The organism is Marinomonas foliarum (assembly GCF_003337275.1).
Taxonomy (GTDB): Bacteria; Pseudomonadota; Gammaproteobacteria; order Pseudomonadales; family Marinomonadaceae; genus Marinomonas; species Marinomonas foliarum.
Genome location: NZ_QPJQ01000021.1, coordinates 19,706 through 37,519 on the forward strand (window position 1 = coordinate 19,706; position 17,814 = coordinate 37,519).

Here is a 17,814-nt window from a genome sequence, read left to right on the forward strand (position 1 = left end):
AATACGATTGAAGTTGTTGTTTTAAAGCTATAGCTATGAGACTAATTGGTTAAAAACAGGCCCCAGCGCATTAAGTGCTTCAGGCGATAAAATATCTTCATGCGCAAACTCAAAATGATGCTCTTCAAGCTCATCGACATAAGGCGCCCAAGTCGCTTGGATATCCATGCCTTCTGGCAGGGTTTTATCTGCCACAAACAAAACAGCTTTGCCTTGATAACGCTGCGTTTTTGCCTTTGAAAGTAAAACAACCGAGTCGGCATAGTTCTGCACAATATCGGCAAACATGGCATCTTGTGCTTCTTCAACCTGCTCATCTAACATATCTTCCGATGTATCCATGAACTTTGTCCTCTCACGCTCAACTTCATGCTGAATTTCAGCATCAACAGATTCGGACCAATCTTGCTCGTCGGGTGGATAAGTATCCAACAACCCAAGAAAGCTCACCTCCTCGCCTATTGCTTGTAATCGAACCGCCAGAGCGTGAGCAATAACACCGCCTAAGGAGTAACCAATCAAACGATAAGGCCCTGTTGGCTGCCTCTCTCTTAGCACTTTAAAGTGCTGCTCGATAACACCGTCCATATTAGTTTGTGCTGCAATGGGCCCATCTGGCCGTGGAGACTGCAAACCAATCATGGGAAAAGTGTGCGATAGATAACGAGCAAAGCCAGCATATTGCCAAGCAAAACCAGACGCAGGATGAATACAAAAAATAGGTAAGCCAGTACCCTCTTTTATCGGTAACACCGCCCCAAAGCCAGACAAGTCGCGACTGCGTGTCAGGTCTTGATTAGCAATTACCAGCGCTAATGATTCAATAGTTGGGGACACCATAACCTGACCAACCGTAATATTTAGCTTCAATACCTTACGCAGCTCTGAAACCAAGCGCACTGCCAGAATAGAATGCCCGCCCAAGGTAAAAAAATCATCACTCGCATTAAGGTCACTCACGCCCAATATCTTAGAAAAAGCATTGGCTATTTCAGTTTCAAGGCCTAATTTGAGCGCCCTTCCTTTTCTCACCCCTAAAAGGTCAGATGGTTGCGGCAAGGCTTTTCGATCAAGCTTTCCATTCGCACTTAGTGGCATAGCCTCTAGCTGCAATACTGCAACAGGCACCATATGGGCAGGCAATAATTCACTCATAGACGTGCGGATTTGTGCGGTGTCCAACACCCCTGAACGACTAGTGACATAGGCCACCAATTGACGAGCATCTGCGCCCATTGCACTGTTGTCTTGACCTAATGTTTTCGCCACAACAACAGATTGATCCACGCCGGTTTGTGCCGCGAGCACTTGCTCTATTTCACCCAACTCAATACGTTGACCACGAATTTTAAGCTGGTCATCGCTTCGCCCAAGGTATTCAACAGCCCCATTGTCTAACCAACGAACCGCATCACCAGTGCGATACATGCGCTCACCATTGGCTTCTGGGTCAGCCACAAAGCGAGTGGCGCATAATTCAGGCCGACGCCAATAGCCATCTGCAAGCTGCACACCACAAAGATACAGTTCTCCTGCAACACCAATAGATACAGGACGCAGGAAGTTATCCAGTATACGCAGCTGGGTGTTCCAAACAGGATAACCAATAGGCACACCAACGCCTTTTAGCTGAGCTAAATCGTGACCAAAAGCAGGATAATAAGAGACATCCACTGCCGCTTCCGTTGGTCCATATAAATTATGAAGTTCGCAACCAACACTTACTTCGAATTGCTTTGACAGCTCAACAGGCAAAGCTTCACCACTACAAAAGACCCGTTTCAAACTATGACAAATTGCTGAGTTTTCATCGCCTAAGGAAGACACAAACGCAGCCAGCATAGAAGGTACAAAGTGCAAAATGGTAATCTTATGATCGATTATCAATTGCTGTAATTGAAGCGGATCACGATGAGACTCTGGCGGTGCCATATGCAATTTGGCCCCCACCATAGCACCCCAAAAGAATTCCCAAACCGACACATCAAAACTGCAAGGTGTTTTTTGTAGAACAACATCTTCTGAAGTCAGTGGATATTGGTTTTGCATCCACAAAATACGATTCACAATCGCTTGATGAGAGACTAGAACCCCTTTCGGCCGCCCCGTTGAACCCGAGGTATAAAGCAAATATGCGGCTTCATTTACTCTTAAAAGAGGTGCATTCCAGCTATCTAGTACTCGCTGTGATTCAACACTTTCAGCTGATCTAATCGGTGAATCATAAAAGTACTGTTTGCTAGTCGTCACAAAGCGGCTCGCTTCGCTTGCTAACGTAATCAATGCTGCTGGTTTGGCATCGTCCAGCATGTAGTTGAGTCGATCATCTGGATACCCAGTATCAAGAGGAAGATAAGCAGCACCCACTTCAATAGTTGCCCACAAGGCAAGACTTAACTTAACGGAACGAGGCAGTGCAACCGCCACAACATCACCAGATTGAACACCTAAAGATTGTAGTTCTTTGGCCAGCGTAACAACTTGGTAACGAGCCTCTAAATACGTTAATTGATACTCATCATCAGATACACAAACCTGATGTGGTGTCAGACTAGCCTGCTCCATTAAACCATCACGGAGCGTCATTCTAGGCAAAGCCTGAAAAGTGTCATTCACGCTTTTTGTTATGGCTTTTTCGGCTGGTAACCTAAGATCTAATGCTTGCTGTGGCGAATTGCCATCGCTTAACAACGAGGTTACTAAGCTATCGAAACGTGCTATCAGATCATTAATTTCAGTACCACCTCGATACTCAAACAGCAAGTTTAACTGCTCAGCAGGCAGAGCTAATACCGTCAATGGATAATGAGTAAAGCCACGGTTATACACTTCTGAAAGTCGAATTCCTTGGTAGTCCTGAGCAAATAATTCTGTTTGCTCAGGAAAATTTTCCACCACCAGCAAGGTATCAAATAAATTAGCGTGCCCTCCTAAGCGTTGGATTTCAGCCAACCCTAATCCGTCGTGTTCTAACAAACCAACTTGTTCATATTGGACTTGTTGCATTTGCTCCCATAAGGTCAATTCAGGCTGTAATTGCACACGGACAGGAACCGTATTACTGAATAGCCCTATATGTTCTTCTATTCCCGCCACATCAGAAAAGCGACCAGAAACGGGGGTACCAAAGATCACATCAGAGCGACCTGTTAAACCCGAAAGTAAGTTAGCCCACAAGGTTTGCAATACACTATTTAAGGTAAGTCCTCGCTGCTGATAACAACTTTTGAGCTCGGTAAACTTATCCTCGGAAATTGTCAATGTATGAGTTGTGACTTGCGATGAAGGCGGTTGATCCGCAAATAGCAGCGTTGGCGTGGAATCCGCTAATGCCCCTTTCCACGCCTCTCGCATCACCGTTTTATCTCTAGACATCAATCGCTCAACAACCTGAGAATACGGAACTGGAATAGCAGATAATTCAATAGCACTATTGCCATAAGCAGTAAGCAAATCACGAATTAGGATAGGCGTTGACCAGCCATCAACAACTAAATGATGGGCGTTTAAAAACAAGCAATGTTGATTATCTGACATACGAACTAAAACAGTATGCAACAATGGAATACCTGCCGACTGAAACGCCATAAAATCTCGGCTAAGTTCTTCGTGCTCAATGTCCTGCAATTGTTTTTGTTGGGCTAGAATATCTTGATCCGTTAAATCAATTACCTGTAGTGGCACCCAATTTTTCCGCTCGCCACACCGCCAAGGTAGAATTTGTAACGCGGTATTGCCTTGAGAAAAATCAAATAAGGCGCCGAGTTGAGGGTGCCTTTCCATTACAGCCCCTAACGATGCTTTAAACCGCTCAGTGTCCATAACACCAGAAAATGTTAGGCGTACTAAAGAGCTATAACGTGCATCCTTAGCACTACTCTCCTTTTCTAGCTGCGCATGAAAAAGTAGTCCTTCTTGCAAAGGTAAAGCAGGCAAGATGGCTTGTAAGGAACCATATTGGCTTCTTAACCTATGTAAATTCTGCTCACTCAGATCCAAATTTTTCAGATCTTCTGGCACCAAGGTGTCCGCCGCTATAGCTTGGTGCGTTTGAGCGAATTTACTCATAGTCAAGGAGACTGCAGACAACTGATTAATCAGCTCTTGGGATTCTGCAGGCGCTATTTGTTGAACATCGTGATCAACATAAATGGCTAACTGCGGAGCGCCCTGACTGTCATCCACAAAAATATTTAATTCTAACGCATAGGATGATTTCAGCTGATCGGATTGATGTACTTCAAAGGTATCTTGAAAATAGCGTTCGCCTTGCAGCAGAGAAAGATCATCCCGCTGAAAACGGCCAAGGTAGTTAAATAAAATTTGCGGGGCTACTGTGTTGCTACTCTCAGCAAGTGAAGTCTGATCACTCAAATAGCGCAACACACCATAACCCACACCATCATTGGGCACTCTGAGTAGGCTACTACGCACCAACTGTACGACTTCTTCATAAGGCGCTTCAGGATGATTAAGATCAAATAATAGAGCGTCTTTTCCGGCCAAACGTATCGGGTATTCAGCGGTAAACCAGCCCAAGGTTCGAGTCAAATCTAGCTCACCAACCTCAGCACGACCATGGGATTCCAGCATCATTGAGATGTCTGTCTTCTTATATTGCTTAGCGAGAGCAATATATAAAACACTCAAAATAGCCTCTTGCGGCTGACACTGATATTGCTTGGGTATTACGTCTAATAAGAGTTTAGAGACGTTCTCATCTAATAAAATCCGTTGATGCGCACGCTCATTAGAAGCTTCGCGCGCTATCAGTGGCTTACCTTTTCGTTGCTCCAACCAATATGCTTGCTGGGACAACCAGCGAGGCATCTCATCTGCCAGAACCTTTTGCCAATCTATTAAGCTATTGGGTGAATTTGATAAGCTTCTCTCTGGGTCTTTCAATAAACCCGCTATATCAGAAAAAAGAATTCGCCATGACATCCCATCTATTATCGAATGATGCATAACAAACACAGCCGCTTTTTTATTGTCATTACGCAAATAAGCCACTCGCATAGCAGCAAAAGGCTCATTTGATTCAATGCGAACAAGCTGCTCGAAAGCATCGTCTGCCAAATTCGATAAAGCGCCTTGTTTCTCAAATACTTTTACAAAAAAAGCATTTTCAGAAGAGCCGATCTCAAGGTGAGAAGCATGAACCTGAGCCGCAAGAATGCTATGAGCCGCAATCAGTTTGGCAATAACCTGTTCAAACTGCTGATGTGACATAGAATCTGGTAAAGCAAAACATACAGCCTGAAAATAAGGCTGGTTAAGACCTCCAGCTTCCTGCATCCATTGATAAATAGGTAAATTCGATAGCTGACCAGATTGAACACTTGGCCGCTTTTTAACAGCATCTACTCGTGATAATCGCGTTGCTATTGAACGGATTATGCGGCTTTCAAAAACATCTTTTGCGCGTAAAGAATAACCCTCTTTTCGCGCCAAACCGCCTAAAGACATAGCGACAATACTATCACCACCCAACGCAAAAAAGTCGTCATCAATAAAGACACAATCTAGATTCAAAACCTTCTGAACCCATTCGCACACCAACGCTTCTTTATCGTTCTTTGGCAAAATTCCACGGCTACGAATAATAATAGGGTCAGGTAGCGCGTTTCGATCTATCTTACCGTTTGTGTTTAATGGAAATTGCTCCAATAACGTCACAGTAGCCGGAACCATATACGAAGGAAGTTGACAAGACAAAACATCTAACAGGGCTCGAGCTTCATTTTGTGTTGCTTGCTCATCAGTAGTCATTTTTTGATAGTGATCAAGTACGACATAAGCATCTAAACGATGCGTACTGCCCAGTTTATTGGCGACAACAAGACTGCTTTTCACGTTTTCAATTGCATTCAGAACCGTCTCAATTTCACCAGGCTCAACACGATGACCGCGAATTTGGACCTGATGATCTATCCGACCAATAAACTCAACTTGCCCATCCTCTAGCCATCTCGCTAAATCACCCGTTCGGTACATCCTCTCACCCAATTTGAATGGATTAGCAATAAAACGAGCTGCGGTTAATGAACTTTGATTTAGATATCCATGCGCCAAGCCAGGACCTGAAACATAGAGCTCTCCGGTGGTTCCAATGACAACTGGCGATAGGCTGGAGTCGAGAATATAGGATTCCGTATTGGCGATAGGACGACCTATCACGACTTGGTCCGAGTCTTTTATATCGGCTCCTAGGCTGTCTACCGTATTCTCCGTAGGGCCATAGTAATTTCTAACATTCAATGCTGGGTAACGTCGTGCTTGTTGCCATAAACGAGAAGATGGTGCTTCGCCACCAATGTAAATTAACTCAGGAAAGCACTTGGCTGACTCTATCGCCTCAAGATCAAAAAGCTGAGCCAGTACCGTTGGAGGCAGATCGGCGGCATGAACATGATGCTTATTAAAATACTGCTTAATAAGCTCAGAATCCTTACATATTTCATCGTCAACAATATGAAGGGTGTGTCCAAAGCACAGCCAATATAGCGAGTCCCAACTGGTATCAAATGAAAAAGAAGCGGTCAGCATGGCATTCACATTCAAATGCTTTTCTGCCAACGCCTTGCCATCGCGTAGCCAATGGGAAAACGCTAAATTAACTAAACCTTTGTGAGCTATCGCCACCCCCTTTGCTTTTCCAGTCGAACCAGATGTGTACATGATATAAGCCAAGTCATCTGACGAAGGAAAATCAAACACGGCTTTTAAGGGATCTTTTTGATTTACTGATTGTATAAAACTGGCATCATCAACTGACACAACAGATGTCGTATCAGACACGTTAAAGCCATAAGCATCACAAGCAATCAATAATTGAGGCGCAGAGTCTTCTAGCATCCAATTAATGCGCACTTCAGGATAAGTCGGATCGATAGGCAAATAATGAGCGCCTAGCCCCATGGTCGCAAACATGGCGTAAACCATGCGCTCGTCTCGCGGTAAAGCCAGCCCAACACAAGCGCCCTTTTTCACCCCAAACTCATTCAGCACTTGCGCCCATTTTGCGACATTGTCATTTAATTGTGCGAAGCTAATTGACTGATCTTTCACTACGAGCGCTGGCCTAGTTGCCAAAGAAGGATCTAATCCATGAAACTGTTCAATCAAACTCGCATATTGACTGTTAGATCCAACTACCCCCTTCTGCCAACGTTGAACCTGCAATTGCTCAGAGGTTAGTAACGTTGAAACATCGGCAATACGAGCTTCAGAATCACCTAAAAGTCTTTCAGCAAATTCCTCAAAACGCTGCAGATGCGTATTTAACAATTCGACATCGTATTTTTGATCATTCCCCACCCATTCTATGTGAAGGTCACCACTGTCAAAGTGCAAGCCGAAATCCAGATCTTCAACAGGTCCAGCAGCAAGATGTTCTATTTTTGCAGCGGCCTCACCAAACGAGAGGTCATAATCAAACAGCCGCAAGTTTAATGTTGGACCATATAAGGCTTCTCCCACACGATTTAAATCACGAGAAATTTGCTCAGCATTGTATTTTTGGTGCTTGCGTATGGCTTTCAAGCTTTGCTTTATACGTCGCGTCAGCTCAAAAATACCGTCTTCCAAATGCCCTTCAATAAAAACGGGCAAGACATTCACCACTGGCCCAAGCGCACTTAAAGAAACACTGCCAACGCGCCCCATAAATGGCAAACCAACCGGAACTCGCCATTGCCCCGTCATTCGAATCAAATACGCTGAGATCAATCCCATTGCCAGATCAGCAACGGTAAGATTAGAAGAAGGGAATCGATCTAGGCAGCTTTGTAAAGCTGAACCACCAATACGGCCATTTACTCTAATTAAACGCTGGGATACCGACGCATTTCCTGCCTCCGTCAATGCATCGCGATTAGATAAACTGACCACATTAGGTAAATCGGAACAGTATTCTGTCCAGAAAGCTTTATCACGTTGGTATTTATCTGATCGTTTATAGGCTTGCTCCTCCTCTACCACCTGAAAAAAAGAGGCATAAGGTGAGTTAGTGATGGTTTTTTGCAGAACAAGCGCCTGATAAATACTCGCCACTCTGGCGGTAAAGGCATTAAAACTGAAACCATCTAGCATGATATGGTGAAAACGCTGATACCAAACGTACTGCAGGTCTGACAGTTTAAAAACAATCTGACGAACCAATGGCATAGTCGAAGACAGCGTCAACTCAGCGTCCAAGTCTTGCTGAATAAGCGAATCCATATAAGCTTGTCCATCACTTTGATTCGAGATGTCCATCCATGCAGGAGTAAACTCGAGATCACTGCAATCCAACTGTTGGGTCGGAACGCCATTATATTCGCGATAAACAGCCTGTACGGTATCGGCTTCTTTCAACCCTAGCTGAATAGCTTCTAGTAAATACTTAGAATCAAGATTCCCTGTGATGTGGACCTTATGCGCAATAGTAAAGGTATTACGTTGTGAAGAAATATGATCGGCTAGCCATATGCCCATCTGCACATCCGTAAGGGGTGCAACCGTACTATCCTCTAAGCCTATCGATTTATTAATGCGCGATGCGATGTTATTTTCCATAATAAACTTCTTTAAGAACCGCTAGAAAGTGAAGGGGAATTTTGTGGGCGAATATCCGTCCAGTTCGTTTCGATATATTCAAGACAATTATCACGAGAGCTCGGCCCAAAAGCCTGTTGCCAACCTGCTGGTATAGTCTTAAAAAGCGGCCATAAACTATGCTGCTGCAGTGCATTTACTAAGACCAAAAACGCCAATGAATCATCGTCAAATGGGTTAATTGCTTCATTACTCATTTTTTTCTCCCTGTCTAATTCAGTAAAGTTAAGATCTAGCTGGTATTAAATGTCGCAAACCATCAACAAGACCTGAGCGCCATGACAACCAATCATGACCACCACAAACTATCTCGTAATGCACCTGTCCGCCTTTTTGCTGAATCGCTTGATAAGTCGCTTCGTTATATAGACACATATCTGCTTCGCCACTCCCTACATTCAAAAAAGCTTGTAAATGAGAAACACTTATTTGATTTTTGAGGATTTGGTCGGCAAGGCTATTTGTAGGTACATTCTTAATCCATTCGTTACTAGAGGTCGTATTATTAGGTGCTCGCATTCGACTATCTTCTGGCCACCAAAACGAGCCAGACAAACTAATCACTTTTGAAAAATACTCTGGAAAGGTAACGCCTGCGTACAAGGCAGAAAGTCCGCCTAAACTCTGGCCTGCGACAAGAAAATCAGACACGGAGCAATCTTCCTGTGCAAGTTCTGATGTTACTGTTGGCAAAAGCTCATCTAACAAAGACTGCCAAAAAGAGCTGTAGCAACCCAGCTCTTTCCAGCGTGTCGGCCCATCTATTGAAGGCACCAAAAGGTAATGAGCAGGTGCTATTTTAAAGGTGTCTGTTAAATACTGGAGAACCGATAGTGTGCCACTTGGCGCTCCCCATTTTTGCCCGTCAAGCAATACAACCAATGGTGCGTCACTCGTTGCGGTCGAGAAAAGCCAAGCAGTTCGCTGGTTATCTAACTCTTTTGAGGACCAATTGATCGCATGCACACGACTAGCTGAAATAGCATTCAACTCTCCACGATCCCATTCTTGCCAACCCAATTCAGCTGCGGCTTTAGGAAGATGAAGCGGTGAACTTATCCCCCACCCCGAAATCAATTCAGGTAATGGATTTAATGGATCAGAAATCTGATTTACGGCAACAGACATCCACCAAGCACGTTGCGCTTCCCTAGAACCATCGCCCATTTGTCGTACAGAATCTGGCAACTGGTGCTTTTCTATTGGAATAAAGGAATAACTGCCTCGCCAGTTAGAATTGATTTGTAACTCTCCCAACCACACATCCGTACCACTTATTCGATGAAGGCAAACCGGATCCCAACTGTGATGGTCTGTCAACGAATTAACATCAAGCAACACACTTGCAATGCTTGATTCATATTCATTTCCTTGAGGATCTTGCCAAACAAACAACACGGAGCTGGTTTGCTCGCTTTCCTCTTGTATAAAAGGCGCTCCTGCAGAACTGACGCTTTGCCACCAAACATTGCTGCCAACCTGCTCTTGGCAAACACCAAAATATTCCAGCCATGCTGGCAACGTAGATTCCTTATTCAACACATTCATCCTTTATTTCAAAAATATGAACAAATACTATTGCGAATCATTCTCGTTATCAATAACATTAACAAAATCTTTACTTCATTGATGCAAAAAAGGATAAATATGTATCACTCCAAAAAAACCTCATCCACTCAATTACCAAGCTCCCTATCAACAATTGCTATTGCGGTCATTAGCATTAATGCGGCTTGCGTCTCATCGAGCGTACTTGCTGAAGAGCCCATGGCGCTTCCTGCATTAGTTGTAACGGGTGAAAAAATGGATAAAGACATTAAAGAAACCACAACCGCGGTGACGATTATTCGTGGCGAGGATGTTGCAAAAGGAGACGCAAAAACCATTAACGATGTTGTAACAAAAGCCCCGAACGTAATAACAGCCGCATTTGGCACTGTTAACATTCGTGGTATTAATGGTAGCGGTGCAGCTACTGGCTATTATGCAACAGTGAGCGGCAGTAGACAGCGGGTAAACACTTCTGTGGATGGTGTTGCGGATGCATTTACTGGCTACAACTTTAGTGGATCTGGTGTATGGGATATTCAACAAATTGAAGTACTTCGTGGCCCACAATCGACCTCTCAAGGTGAAAACTCCATTGGTGGTGCCGTATCAGTAAAAACGAATGATCCGACGTTTAATCCTGAAGCCGCTGTACGCCTTGGTTTAGAAACCTACGAAAATGGCAATATAATGAAAAACTTGGCTGTCATGACTTCTGGCCCAATTACTGAAAACGTAGCTTATCGTTTAGCTGCTGATACCACAGATGGAAAAGGCTACTTAAGTTATGCTGGTGACACAGATAATGTTCCTGTAGATCCAGAAGAGTCAACCAATCTAAACCTTCGCGGAAAATTACTTTGGAAAGCTACAGACGACTTATCTATTAAAGTCACTGCAAACCGTCGTGAAGCAGAGGGAAGCTACTTGAACTGGGCTGATTGGAATAATGGCCCAAGCAACACAAATGAAACACTGACTCTTGGAAATAGAAAAAATACTCGCATACAAGACTCACAAGTAAATAATCTTTCTACCGAAGTAAATTACGTCCTAAATGATAGCTTAACAAGCATAACAACTCTATCTAGCAACAACCAAACCAATAGATTTGATCAGTATCCAAGAGAAGAAACATATATATTTAAAGATAAAACCCATACTTTAGAAAGCCGCCTACAGTACACACCTACTGACTCTGCACTGAATGGTTATGCGGGGGTAATGCTTGCTGATAGAGATAACACGTTGGACAACGTAAATACACAAGGTAAAACAGAAGAAACTCGAATAGGACTCTTTGCCGAAGGCCACTACGCCATCACAGAGCAACTAACCTTAATCGCCGGTGGACGCTTCCAGCGTGAAGAACAAGATCGCTTTTATGCGGACAGTGACACCACCTACATAAACCAATCTGTAGATGATAATTACTTTTTACCTAAAATTGGTGCAACATACGCAATAACAAGCCAAACGACAATTGGCTTATCAGCACGTAAGGGCTATAACTCAGGAGGTATTGGATACGATGACGGCTATTCTTCTGGGGTTACTGAGGCTTACAACTTCGACGCAGAAACAGTAAATGCATTCGAGCTTAGCTCAAAAACATCGCTAGATAACGGTGCAAGTTTAAACGCAGCCTTATTTTACAACGACTATAGCGACTATCAAGCAACTGATGATAATCGCCTTCGAAACATTACAAAAGCACATACTGTTGGAATTGAAGTTGAAGCCAATCAATGGTTGACAGAAAACTTAGAATTTCGCCAATCTATTGGGATGATGAAATCTGAAATTGATAAGTACAGTAGCTTTCAAAGCAATGAACTATCTAATGCGCCTGAATGGAATGCGGCTTTGGGATTCACTCAATATATAGGTGATAACTTAACAATAGGCGCGGATGTAACTTATGTTGGAGAATATTACTCAGATTTAGAAAATTCATCGGACTTAAAAGCTGGGAACTATACACTTGTAGACGCTAACGTTGACTATACAATAGGTGATTTGCTGATAAGTGGTTACATTAAAAACTTAACAGACGAAGATGTTGTCTATCTTATCAGTGGAACAGGCGATCGAGCTCGAGCCTCTGTAGGTCAAACACGCACTATCGGCCTAAGCGCTACCTACCGCATGTAATCGGGTAAACATATAAAAAAGCGACACCGAAAGGTGTCGCTTTTTTGTTCGTTAACAATACGCCCAAGTTAATAGGTGCCCTTCTTGCTCCTTATACCCCCCATGCAAGACAAAACCAAGCGGCACTCTCTGACTTAACTGCCGCTTTACTTGAAACTCAAAATACTCACCTCCTTCACAAGACGTCAACTCAACATCTCGAAAGTCAAAAAACTCGCCCACCATAGGGTAAAGTGATTTATAAACACTTTCTTTAAGTGAAAAGAGAAGCAAGATTGATAACTCCTTTTTAACTCCAGCAGATATCAATATCTCAAACTCACACTGCAATCCTATTGAATCAGTTACATTTAGCATTTCGGCATTACCAAAAGGCTCTAAATCTATGCCGATATACTGAATCCCTATTTGCAATGATCGGAATAAGACTGCAACCGCCTGATTATCCGTATGGGATATACTGCCTGTGTATTCGTTTGGCCATACAGGTGCACCATCTTCAGATTTTGCGATATCTACTTCAGGCACACTCAAAAAATTTTGTGCGTGCTTAACTGCAAGCCGCCCTGCCAAAAAGGTTTCTTTACGCTTATTTCGCCAATTGTTATAGCCTGATGGTTTTGCAACACTGACCTCATAGTCTGTCGCAACTAAAGACCCTTCTTTAAAAACAAAATGGCTCACATGTAAAACATGAGATCCAGGTAACAGTATTTGTGTTTGAGAATAACCGCTCACTTTAACATCCATATAAAAAAGCTCGATATGAAAATCATACCGAGCAAATTCATTTATTTAAAAGGAAATATATAGTTCTCGATACGAAACCTCTACGCGTTTAGCGTAGCCCCACCATCCGCAACCACATCCTGCATAGTAATATGGTTCGACATATCGGAAGCAAAGAACAATACCACTTGAGCAATATCACTCGGCTGAGCAATTTTACCTAATGGAATACCCAATTTATATTGCTCTGGAAAACCTTTGATAGTATTTTTCTCAGCTTCATCATCAGCCCATAACATTCGCTGCATAGGTGTGTCGGTGGAGCCGGGGCACACAAGGTTACAACGTACGCCATAAGGGGCAAGCTCCAATCCTGCCGTATGGCTCAATGCAGACAAAGCCGCTTTCGATGTACAATAGGCCGACATATTTTGCCTCGGCACTTTTGCTGCATTCGAGCTAATAGTGACAATTACACCACTCTTTTGGCGTTTAAAAGTAGGTGCCGCATGCTTAATCATTAAAAAAGCACCGCCCGCATTGACGTTAAAACAGCGCTTAAAATCATCCAAGCTTGTTTCTTCAATACTTCCCAAATGCAATATTCCCGCACCATTCACCAATACATCTAGTTGTGGAAAATCACTCAGTATCTCCGACACAACATGAGAAACAGCCTCCTCATCGCTAATATCTAAAGTTACACAGTCAAAACTGTAAAAATCACCATCAAACGCTAAATCAAAGCCGATAACTTTGGCACCAAAAGAAGTAAATTGATTCGCTACCTCCAAACCAATCCCGCTTCCAGCCCCCGTTACCCAGACAGTTTTACCTGAAAAATCTAATGGATTAATCATGCCGCTAACGCTCTTTTATTTTGAATAAGGTGCCACCAGCCATTTAGTGTTGCAGCACTGGCCAATTCCTGAAAAGAAACCTCAATTCCCAACGCTTTCCATTTGGTGACCAATGACATAATTTGAATCGAATCAAGGCCATAATCAATCAACTCTTCATCGGCATCAAATTCCTGGATATCTTCATCATCAAGGAAGGCAAAAACTTGCGCTTTTAACTGCTCAAAGCGAAAGCCAGTGTCCACAATATCAGTTGCAATCAACACCTCTTTTGTTGAAATCACTCGACCTGTTCTTCCTCCTGTAAAGGTTAATGCCTGTCTATGCTCATCTTCACTGAAATCGGCCAAGGCATCACCTATCATGAAAGGCTGAATATCACGCATAAAGGCATCTGCAGCAGTAATCATGCAGCCAATATGAGCATAAACACCACCAACCAATAACTGGTCACGTCCCCAACTCTGCATAAGCTCCTGAAGGTTCGAACGATGAAATGCGCTATAACGCCACTTAACTAAAACCGTATCACTTTCGTCTGGAGCCAACTCTTTCACAACCTGTTGTAACTCAGGAAAATCATTTAAGCCACTCCCCCACATATCATTTAATAAAGCACGATCTTCCGGCTTCTGGTCATTGGGCTGCGCGGTATAAACAACGGGAATATCATTGGCTCGGCAATAGGCTTTTATAGCCGCAAGATTTTGTTTCAAGGTGTTGATCAGTTCCGAATCAGCACCGTAAAAGCGCAGAAAGTACGCCTGCATATCATGGATCAAAAACACGGCACGCTTTGGCTCCAATACCCAATTCACTTTTTGATTGGGAAACGTATCAGCGGTTGGCATAGGATAAGAAGATATCGTTGGAATGCTCATATAAAGTCCTTTTATAGTGTTTTATCTAATTGAGAAGTAAATTGTGAGTTATGCTGTAAGCGCTTGCGTATCAACTCGCGTAATGCAACCTTGTTAGGCTTGCCAACAGGAGTAAGGGGAAGAGAATCAATAAATTCAAACCGATCAGGCACTTTGTAGTCAGCCACACCAAGGCCTCTTAGATATTTACGCAAATAGAGACTTTTCATGCCATGACTAACCACTTTAGGAACAATAAAAGCACAGCTCTTTTCTCCCATCATACTGTCAGGCATAGAGACAAGCGCACTGTGCATAATTAACTCATGCTTTAATAAAAGGTTTTCTATTTCTTCTGCCGCAATTTTTTCACCACCGCGATTAATTTGATCTTTATCACGCCCGACTACTGTCAAATACCCTTTATCGTTACGGCATACCAAATCCCCCGAATGATAAAACCCTTCCTCATCAAACACCTTGGCATTATGTTCTGGTGAATTGTAATAACCACGAATGGTGTATGGGCCACGAGTAGCCAACTCGCCTATTTCCCCTGCAGCAACTTCTTCGCCCTCGGCATCAAGTACTTTCACCTCATCAAGCGAACACATGGGACGCCCTTGTGTGGTTACTATTGTCTCAATGTCATCATCCAATCTGGTGTAGTTCACCAAACCTTCCGCCATACCAAGAATCTGTTGCAACTGACAGCCCAATATTTCGGGTACTTGTCGAGCAAGGCTTTCACTCAGTTTTGCACCACCAACCTGCATTAGCTGCAAAGAAGATAAAGACGAATTATTGGACGGTGCCGCTTGTAGCCACAAAGCCAAAGCAGGAGGAACCAAAGCAGTAACAGTCACTTGATGGCGTTCGATTAATTCGAAACACGTACTCGCGTCAGGACTTGGTGACATAACAACGCATCCACCAACATGAAAAACGCCAAAGGCACCAGGAGAACTAAGAGGAAAATTATGAGCACAAGGTAACGCACACAGATACTTTGTAGTGGCCGTAAAGTGACAGATCTCAGTACTACGACGCACACTAAAAAAGTAATCGTTATGGGTTCTTGGGATTAGCTTTGGCGTACCTGTACTGCCACCAGAAAGCTGAAAGAATGCAACCTCATCAGCCTTGCTTGGTATTGCCATTAACAATGTACTTGTCGATGACCCAAGTACATTGTTAAGGGTCTCAGCCCATTCTGATTTACCAACTATCAAAGCGTGTTGTAACTCTTTTGACAATGCACTCAACGTGTTGAAAAAAGCACCATCATGAAACAAAGCGTGTTCATCACTGGCAATAATAATCTTAGGTTCAATTTGTGTGACGTAAGCAGTTAACTCCATTTTGTTATGACTAAACAACGCGTTAACAGGAGCAACACCAAGACGCATAAGCGCAAAAAACACCACATAAAATTCGGCAATATTAGGAAGCTGGACTAATGCAGTATCTCCAGCTCGTAAACCGAGACCCTGAAAATACACAGCTAAACGTTTAGATTGAGAGCACAAATCTTGATAGTTCAACGATCTTTCACCACAAATAACTGCAATATTTTCTTGTGGTGCGTTGTCAATTAAATCCAGTAATGGCCGATCAGTCCAATAACCCTTTTCTCGATATTTCTCGGCAAACGATTCTGGCCAAGGCGTAAAAGCAATACTCATATCACATCTTCCTTTATTCCAAATGCATTCAGCATGGTGCGCATTTTAGCGCTGGTTTCTAACCACTCACTTTCTGGATTTGAATCAGGCACAACCCCAGCTCCAGCGAATAAGGTCACCTTGTTACCTGATACTTCGGCACAACGTATGGCAATAGCCCATTCGCCGTTACCTTCTGCATCACACCAGCCAACTAAGCCACTGAAAAAACCACGCTGATGTGGTTCTAGCGCTGCAATATGTTGCTGCGCGGACACAGTTGGTGTGCCACACATGGCCGGCGTTGGGTGTATTTGTTTAATAAGATCAAACATGGAGGGAGGATTTATTGCTGGAAGTGTTGCTTCAATGTCCGTTGATAAATGCCACATTGTTGGTGTCGCAATTATGCTAGATTCTTTTCGCTCCCCAAGACTTTCTACAACAGGCAACAGCGCCGCTCGAATGGCATCTACAACAAGGCGGTGCTCATATTGATCTTTCGCTGAATTTGCAAGAGTTTTTGCAGCTTGTCGGTCAGCGTCAAGATTGTCTAATCGTTTAGCAGACCCTGCCAACGGGTTTGAAAATATCTTGTTACCCTGCTTTCTAAGAAGTAATTCAGGGCTAGCACCAATTAAAACACTGTTTTTAAGGGGAACACTAAAGTGATAAGCGCTTGGGTTTTGCGCCATAATATTAGACAGCAAGCGTGGAACATCAACTTTTCTATCCAAGGTTAACTTCAGTATTTTAGATAAAACAACTTTTTTCAAAGGACTGTTTTCAAAGGAAGACAGCGCCTGCTCTATTATATCTAAAAACTCCGTATGACTTGGAGCAAAGCTTTGCTCACTTGCGTGATGAATAAAGTCCTTATCGACGAATGATGAGAAAGTACGATCCAGAGGCTTAACTCTTTCATGCCACTCAGGCACCACCAGTTGAGCCGGTTGATTCATGTCAAATGGAATAGCCCCTACCACAATAGGATTACACCTTCCTTGAGCTTGTTCTCTTTGAAAAACAGCCTGAACCTCTTGATGAAAAGTATTACTTAACAGTGGGATAGAAATGCGCTGGCGAATACCATTAGTACGCACAAGGTTGGAATTCGAATTGAATAAAAACACATCAGCTTGCGGCCGCTCAGAAACTAAAGCATTGGTATGTTCAGGGAAGGTAATGTCCATAATATCTCCTGTAATGATAACCATTATCAAAAAGAAATATAAACTTATTGATAATCATTTTCAATTACAAGTACGATAAACTCTTGTAAATTATCTGTAAGCATCGCTACATCATGGAAATATCTATCTATAAGCACAGAGATAAAAAACGGAAAGATGATAATGCGTCTTAAATTCACTTTAAATTCTAATAACCTCTTGATAAATT

Annotated in this window: 9 protein-coding genes; 1 reads left to right on the forward strand and 8 read right to left on the reverse strand. The window is 43.0% G+C overall.

Translation table 11 applies throughout. From position 1 onward, the window contains the following. Nucleotides 1-33 precede the first annotated feature (33 nt). From DFP77_RS11640 to fes, 3 genes are read right to left on the reverse strand one after another with little or no spacing between them, the layout of a single operon-like run. Nucleotides 34-8,559, reverse strand: coding sequence for a non-ribosomal peptide synthetase (locus DFP77_RS11640; protein ID WP_114412455.1), 8,526 nt, complete (start codon nucleotides 8,557-8,559; stop codon nucleotides 34-36). Between the two features lie 11 nt (nucleotides 8,560-8,570). Beyond that, entirely contained in the window at nucleotides 8,571-8,795 is a 225-nt protein-coding gene (locus DFP77_RS11645; protein ID WP_114412456.1) for an MbtH family protein, read from the reverse strand. A gap of 28 nt (nucleotides 8,796-8,823) precedes the next feature. Next, nucleotides 8,824-10,137 carry an enterochelin esterase gene (fes, locus tag DFP77_RS11650; RefSeq protein ID WP_181858542.1) on the reverse strand — a complete coding sequence of 438 codons (1,314 nt, stop codon included), beginning with the start codon at nucleotides 10,135-10,137 and terminating at the stop codon, nucleotides 8,824-8,826. Nucleotides 10,138-10,245: 108 nt separating this feature from the next. On the opposite strand from fes, the gene DFP77_RS11655 reads away from it, so the two are divergent. Then, the gene (locus DFP77_RS11655; RefSeq protein WP_114412458.1) at nucleotides 10,246-12,300 is read left to right on the forward strand and encodes a TonB-dependent receptor; all 2,055 of its coding nucleotides are present in this window, start codon (nucleotides 10,246-10,248) and stop codon (nucleotides 12,298-12,300) included. A gap of 51 nt (nucleotides 12,301-12,351) precedes the next feature. Here DFP77_RS11655 and DFP77_RS11660 read toward each other — a convergent pair whose 3' ends face one another. From DFP77_RS11660 to DFP77_RS11680, 5 genes are all read right to left on the reverse strand, one after another. Then, nucleotides 12,352-13,038 (reverse strand): 4'-phosphopantetheinyl transferase family protein, encoded by a 687-nt coding sequence (locus DFP77_RS11660; RefSeq protein ID WP_181858543.1) that lies wholly within the window; start codon nucleotides 13,036-13,038, stop codon nucleotides 12,352-12,354. 92 nt (nucleotides 13,039-13,130) lie between these two features. Then, the gene (dhbA, locus tag DFP77_RS11665) at nucleotides 13,131-13,889 is read right to left on the reverse strand and encodes a 2,3-dihydro-2,3-dihydroxybenzoate dehydrogenase (RefSeq protein WP_114412460.1); all 759 of its coding nucleotides are present in this window, start codon (nucleotides 13,887-13,889) and stop codon (nucleotides 13,131-13,133) included. Further along, nucleotides 13,886-14,770 carry an isochorismatase gene (locus DFP77_RS11670; RefSeq protein WP_114412461.1) on the reverse strand — a complete coding sequence of 295 codons (885 nt, stop codon included), beginning with the start codon at nucleotides 14,768-14,770 and terminating at the stop codon, nucleotides 13,886-13,888. Before DFP77_RS11670 ends, dhbA begins: the two co-directional genes overlap by 4 nt. 11 nt (nucleotides 14,771-14,781) lie before the next feature. Further along, the gene (locus DFP77_RS11675; protein ID WP_114412462.1) at nucleotides 14,782-16,434 is read right to left on the reverse strand and encodes a (2,3-dihydroxybenzoyl)adenylate synthase; all 1,653 of its coding nucleotides are present in this window, start codon (nucleotides 16,432-16,434) and stop codon (nucleotides 14,782-14,784) included. Further along, the gene (locus DFP77_RS11680; protein ID WP_114412463.1) at nucleotides 16,431-17,606 is read right to left on the reverse strand and encodes an isochorismate synthase; all 1,176 of its coding nucleotides are present in this window, start codon (nucleotides 17,604-17,606) and stop codon (nucleotides 16,431-16,433) included. Before DFP77_RS11680 ends, DFP77_RS11675 begins: the two co-directional genes overlap by 4 nt. Nucleotides 17,607-17,814: the final 208 nt, after the last annotated feature.

What these genes read in the sequence shown, in the direction of transcription:
- DFP77_RS11655 (WP_114412458.1), top strand. Translation starts at nt 10,246, where the DNA reads ATGTATCACTCCAAAAAAACCTCATCCACTCAATTACCAAGCTCCCTA.
- dhbA (WP_114412460.1), bottom strand. Translation starts at nt 13,889, where the DNA reads ATGATTAATCCATTAGATTTTTCAGGTAAAACTGTCTGGGTAACGGGG.
- DFP77_RS11645 (WP_114412456.1), bottom strand. Translation starts at nt 8,795, where the DNA reads ATGAGTAATGAAGCAATTAACCCATTTGACGATGATTCATTGGCGTTT.
- DFP77_RS11680 (WP_114412463.1), bottom strand. Translation starts at nt 17,606, where the DNA reads ATGGACATTACCTTCCCTGAACATACCAATGCTTTAGTTTCTGAGCGG.
- DFP77_RS11670 (WP_114412461.1), bottom strand. Translation starts at nt 14,770, where the DNA reads ATGAGCATTCCAACGATATCTTCTTATCCTATGCCAACCGCTGATACG.
- DFP77_RS11640 (WP_114412455.1), bottom strand. Translation starts at nt 8,559, where the DNA reads ATGGAAAATAACATCGCATCGCGCATTAATAAATCGATAGGCTTAGAG.
- DFP77_RS11675 (WP_114412462.1), bottom strand. Translation starts at nt 16,434, where the DNA reads ATGAGTATTGCTTTTACGCCTTGGCCAGAATCGTTTGCCGAGAAATAT.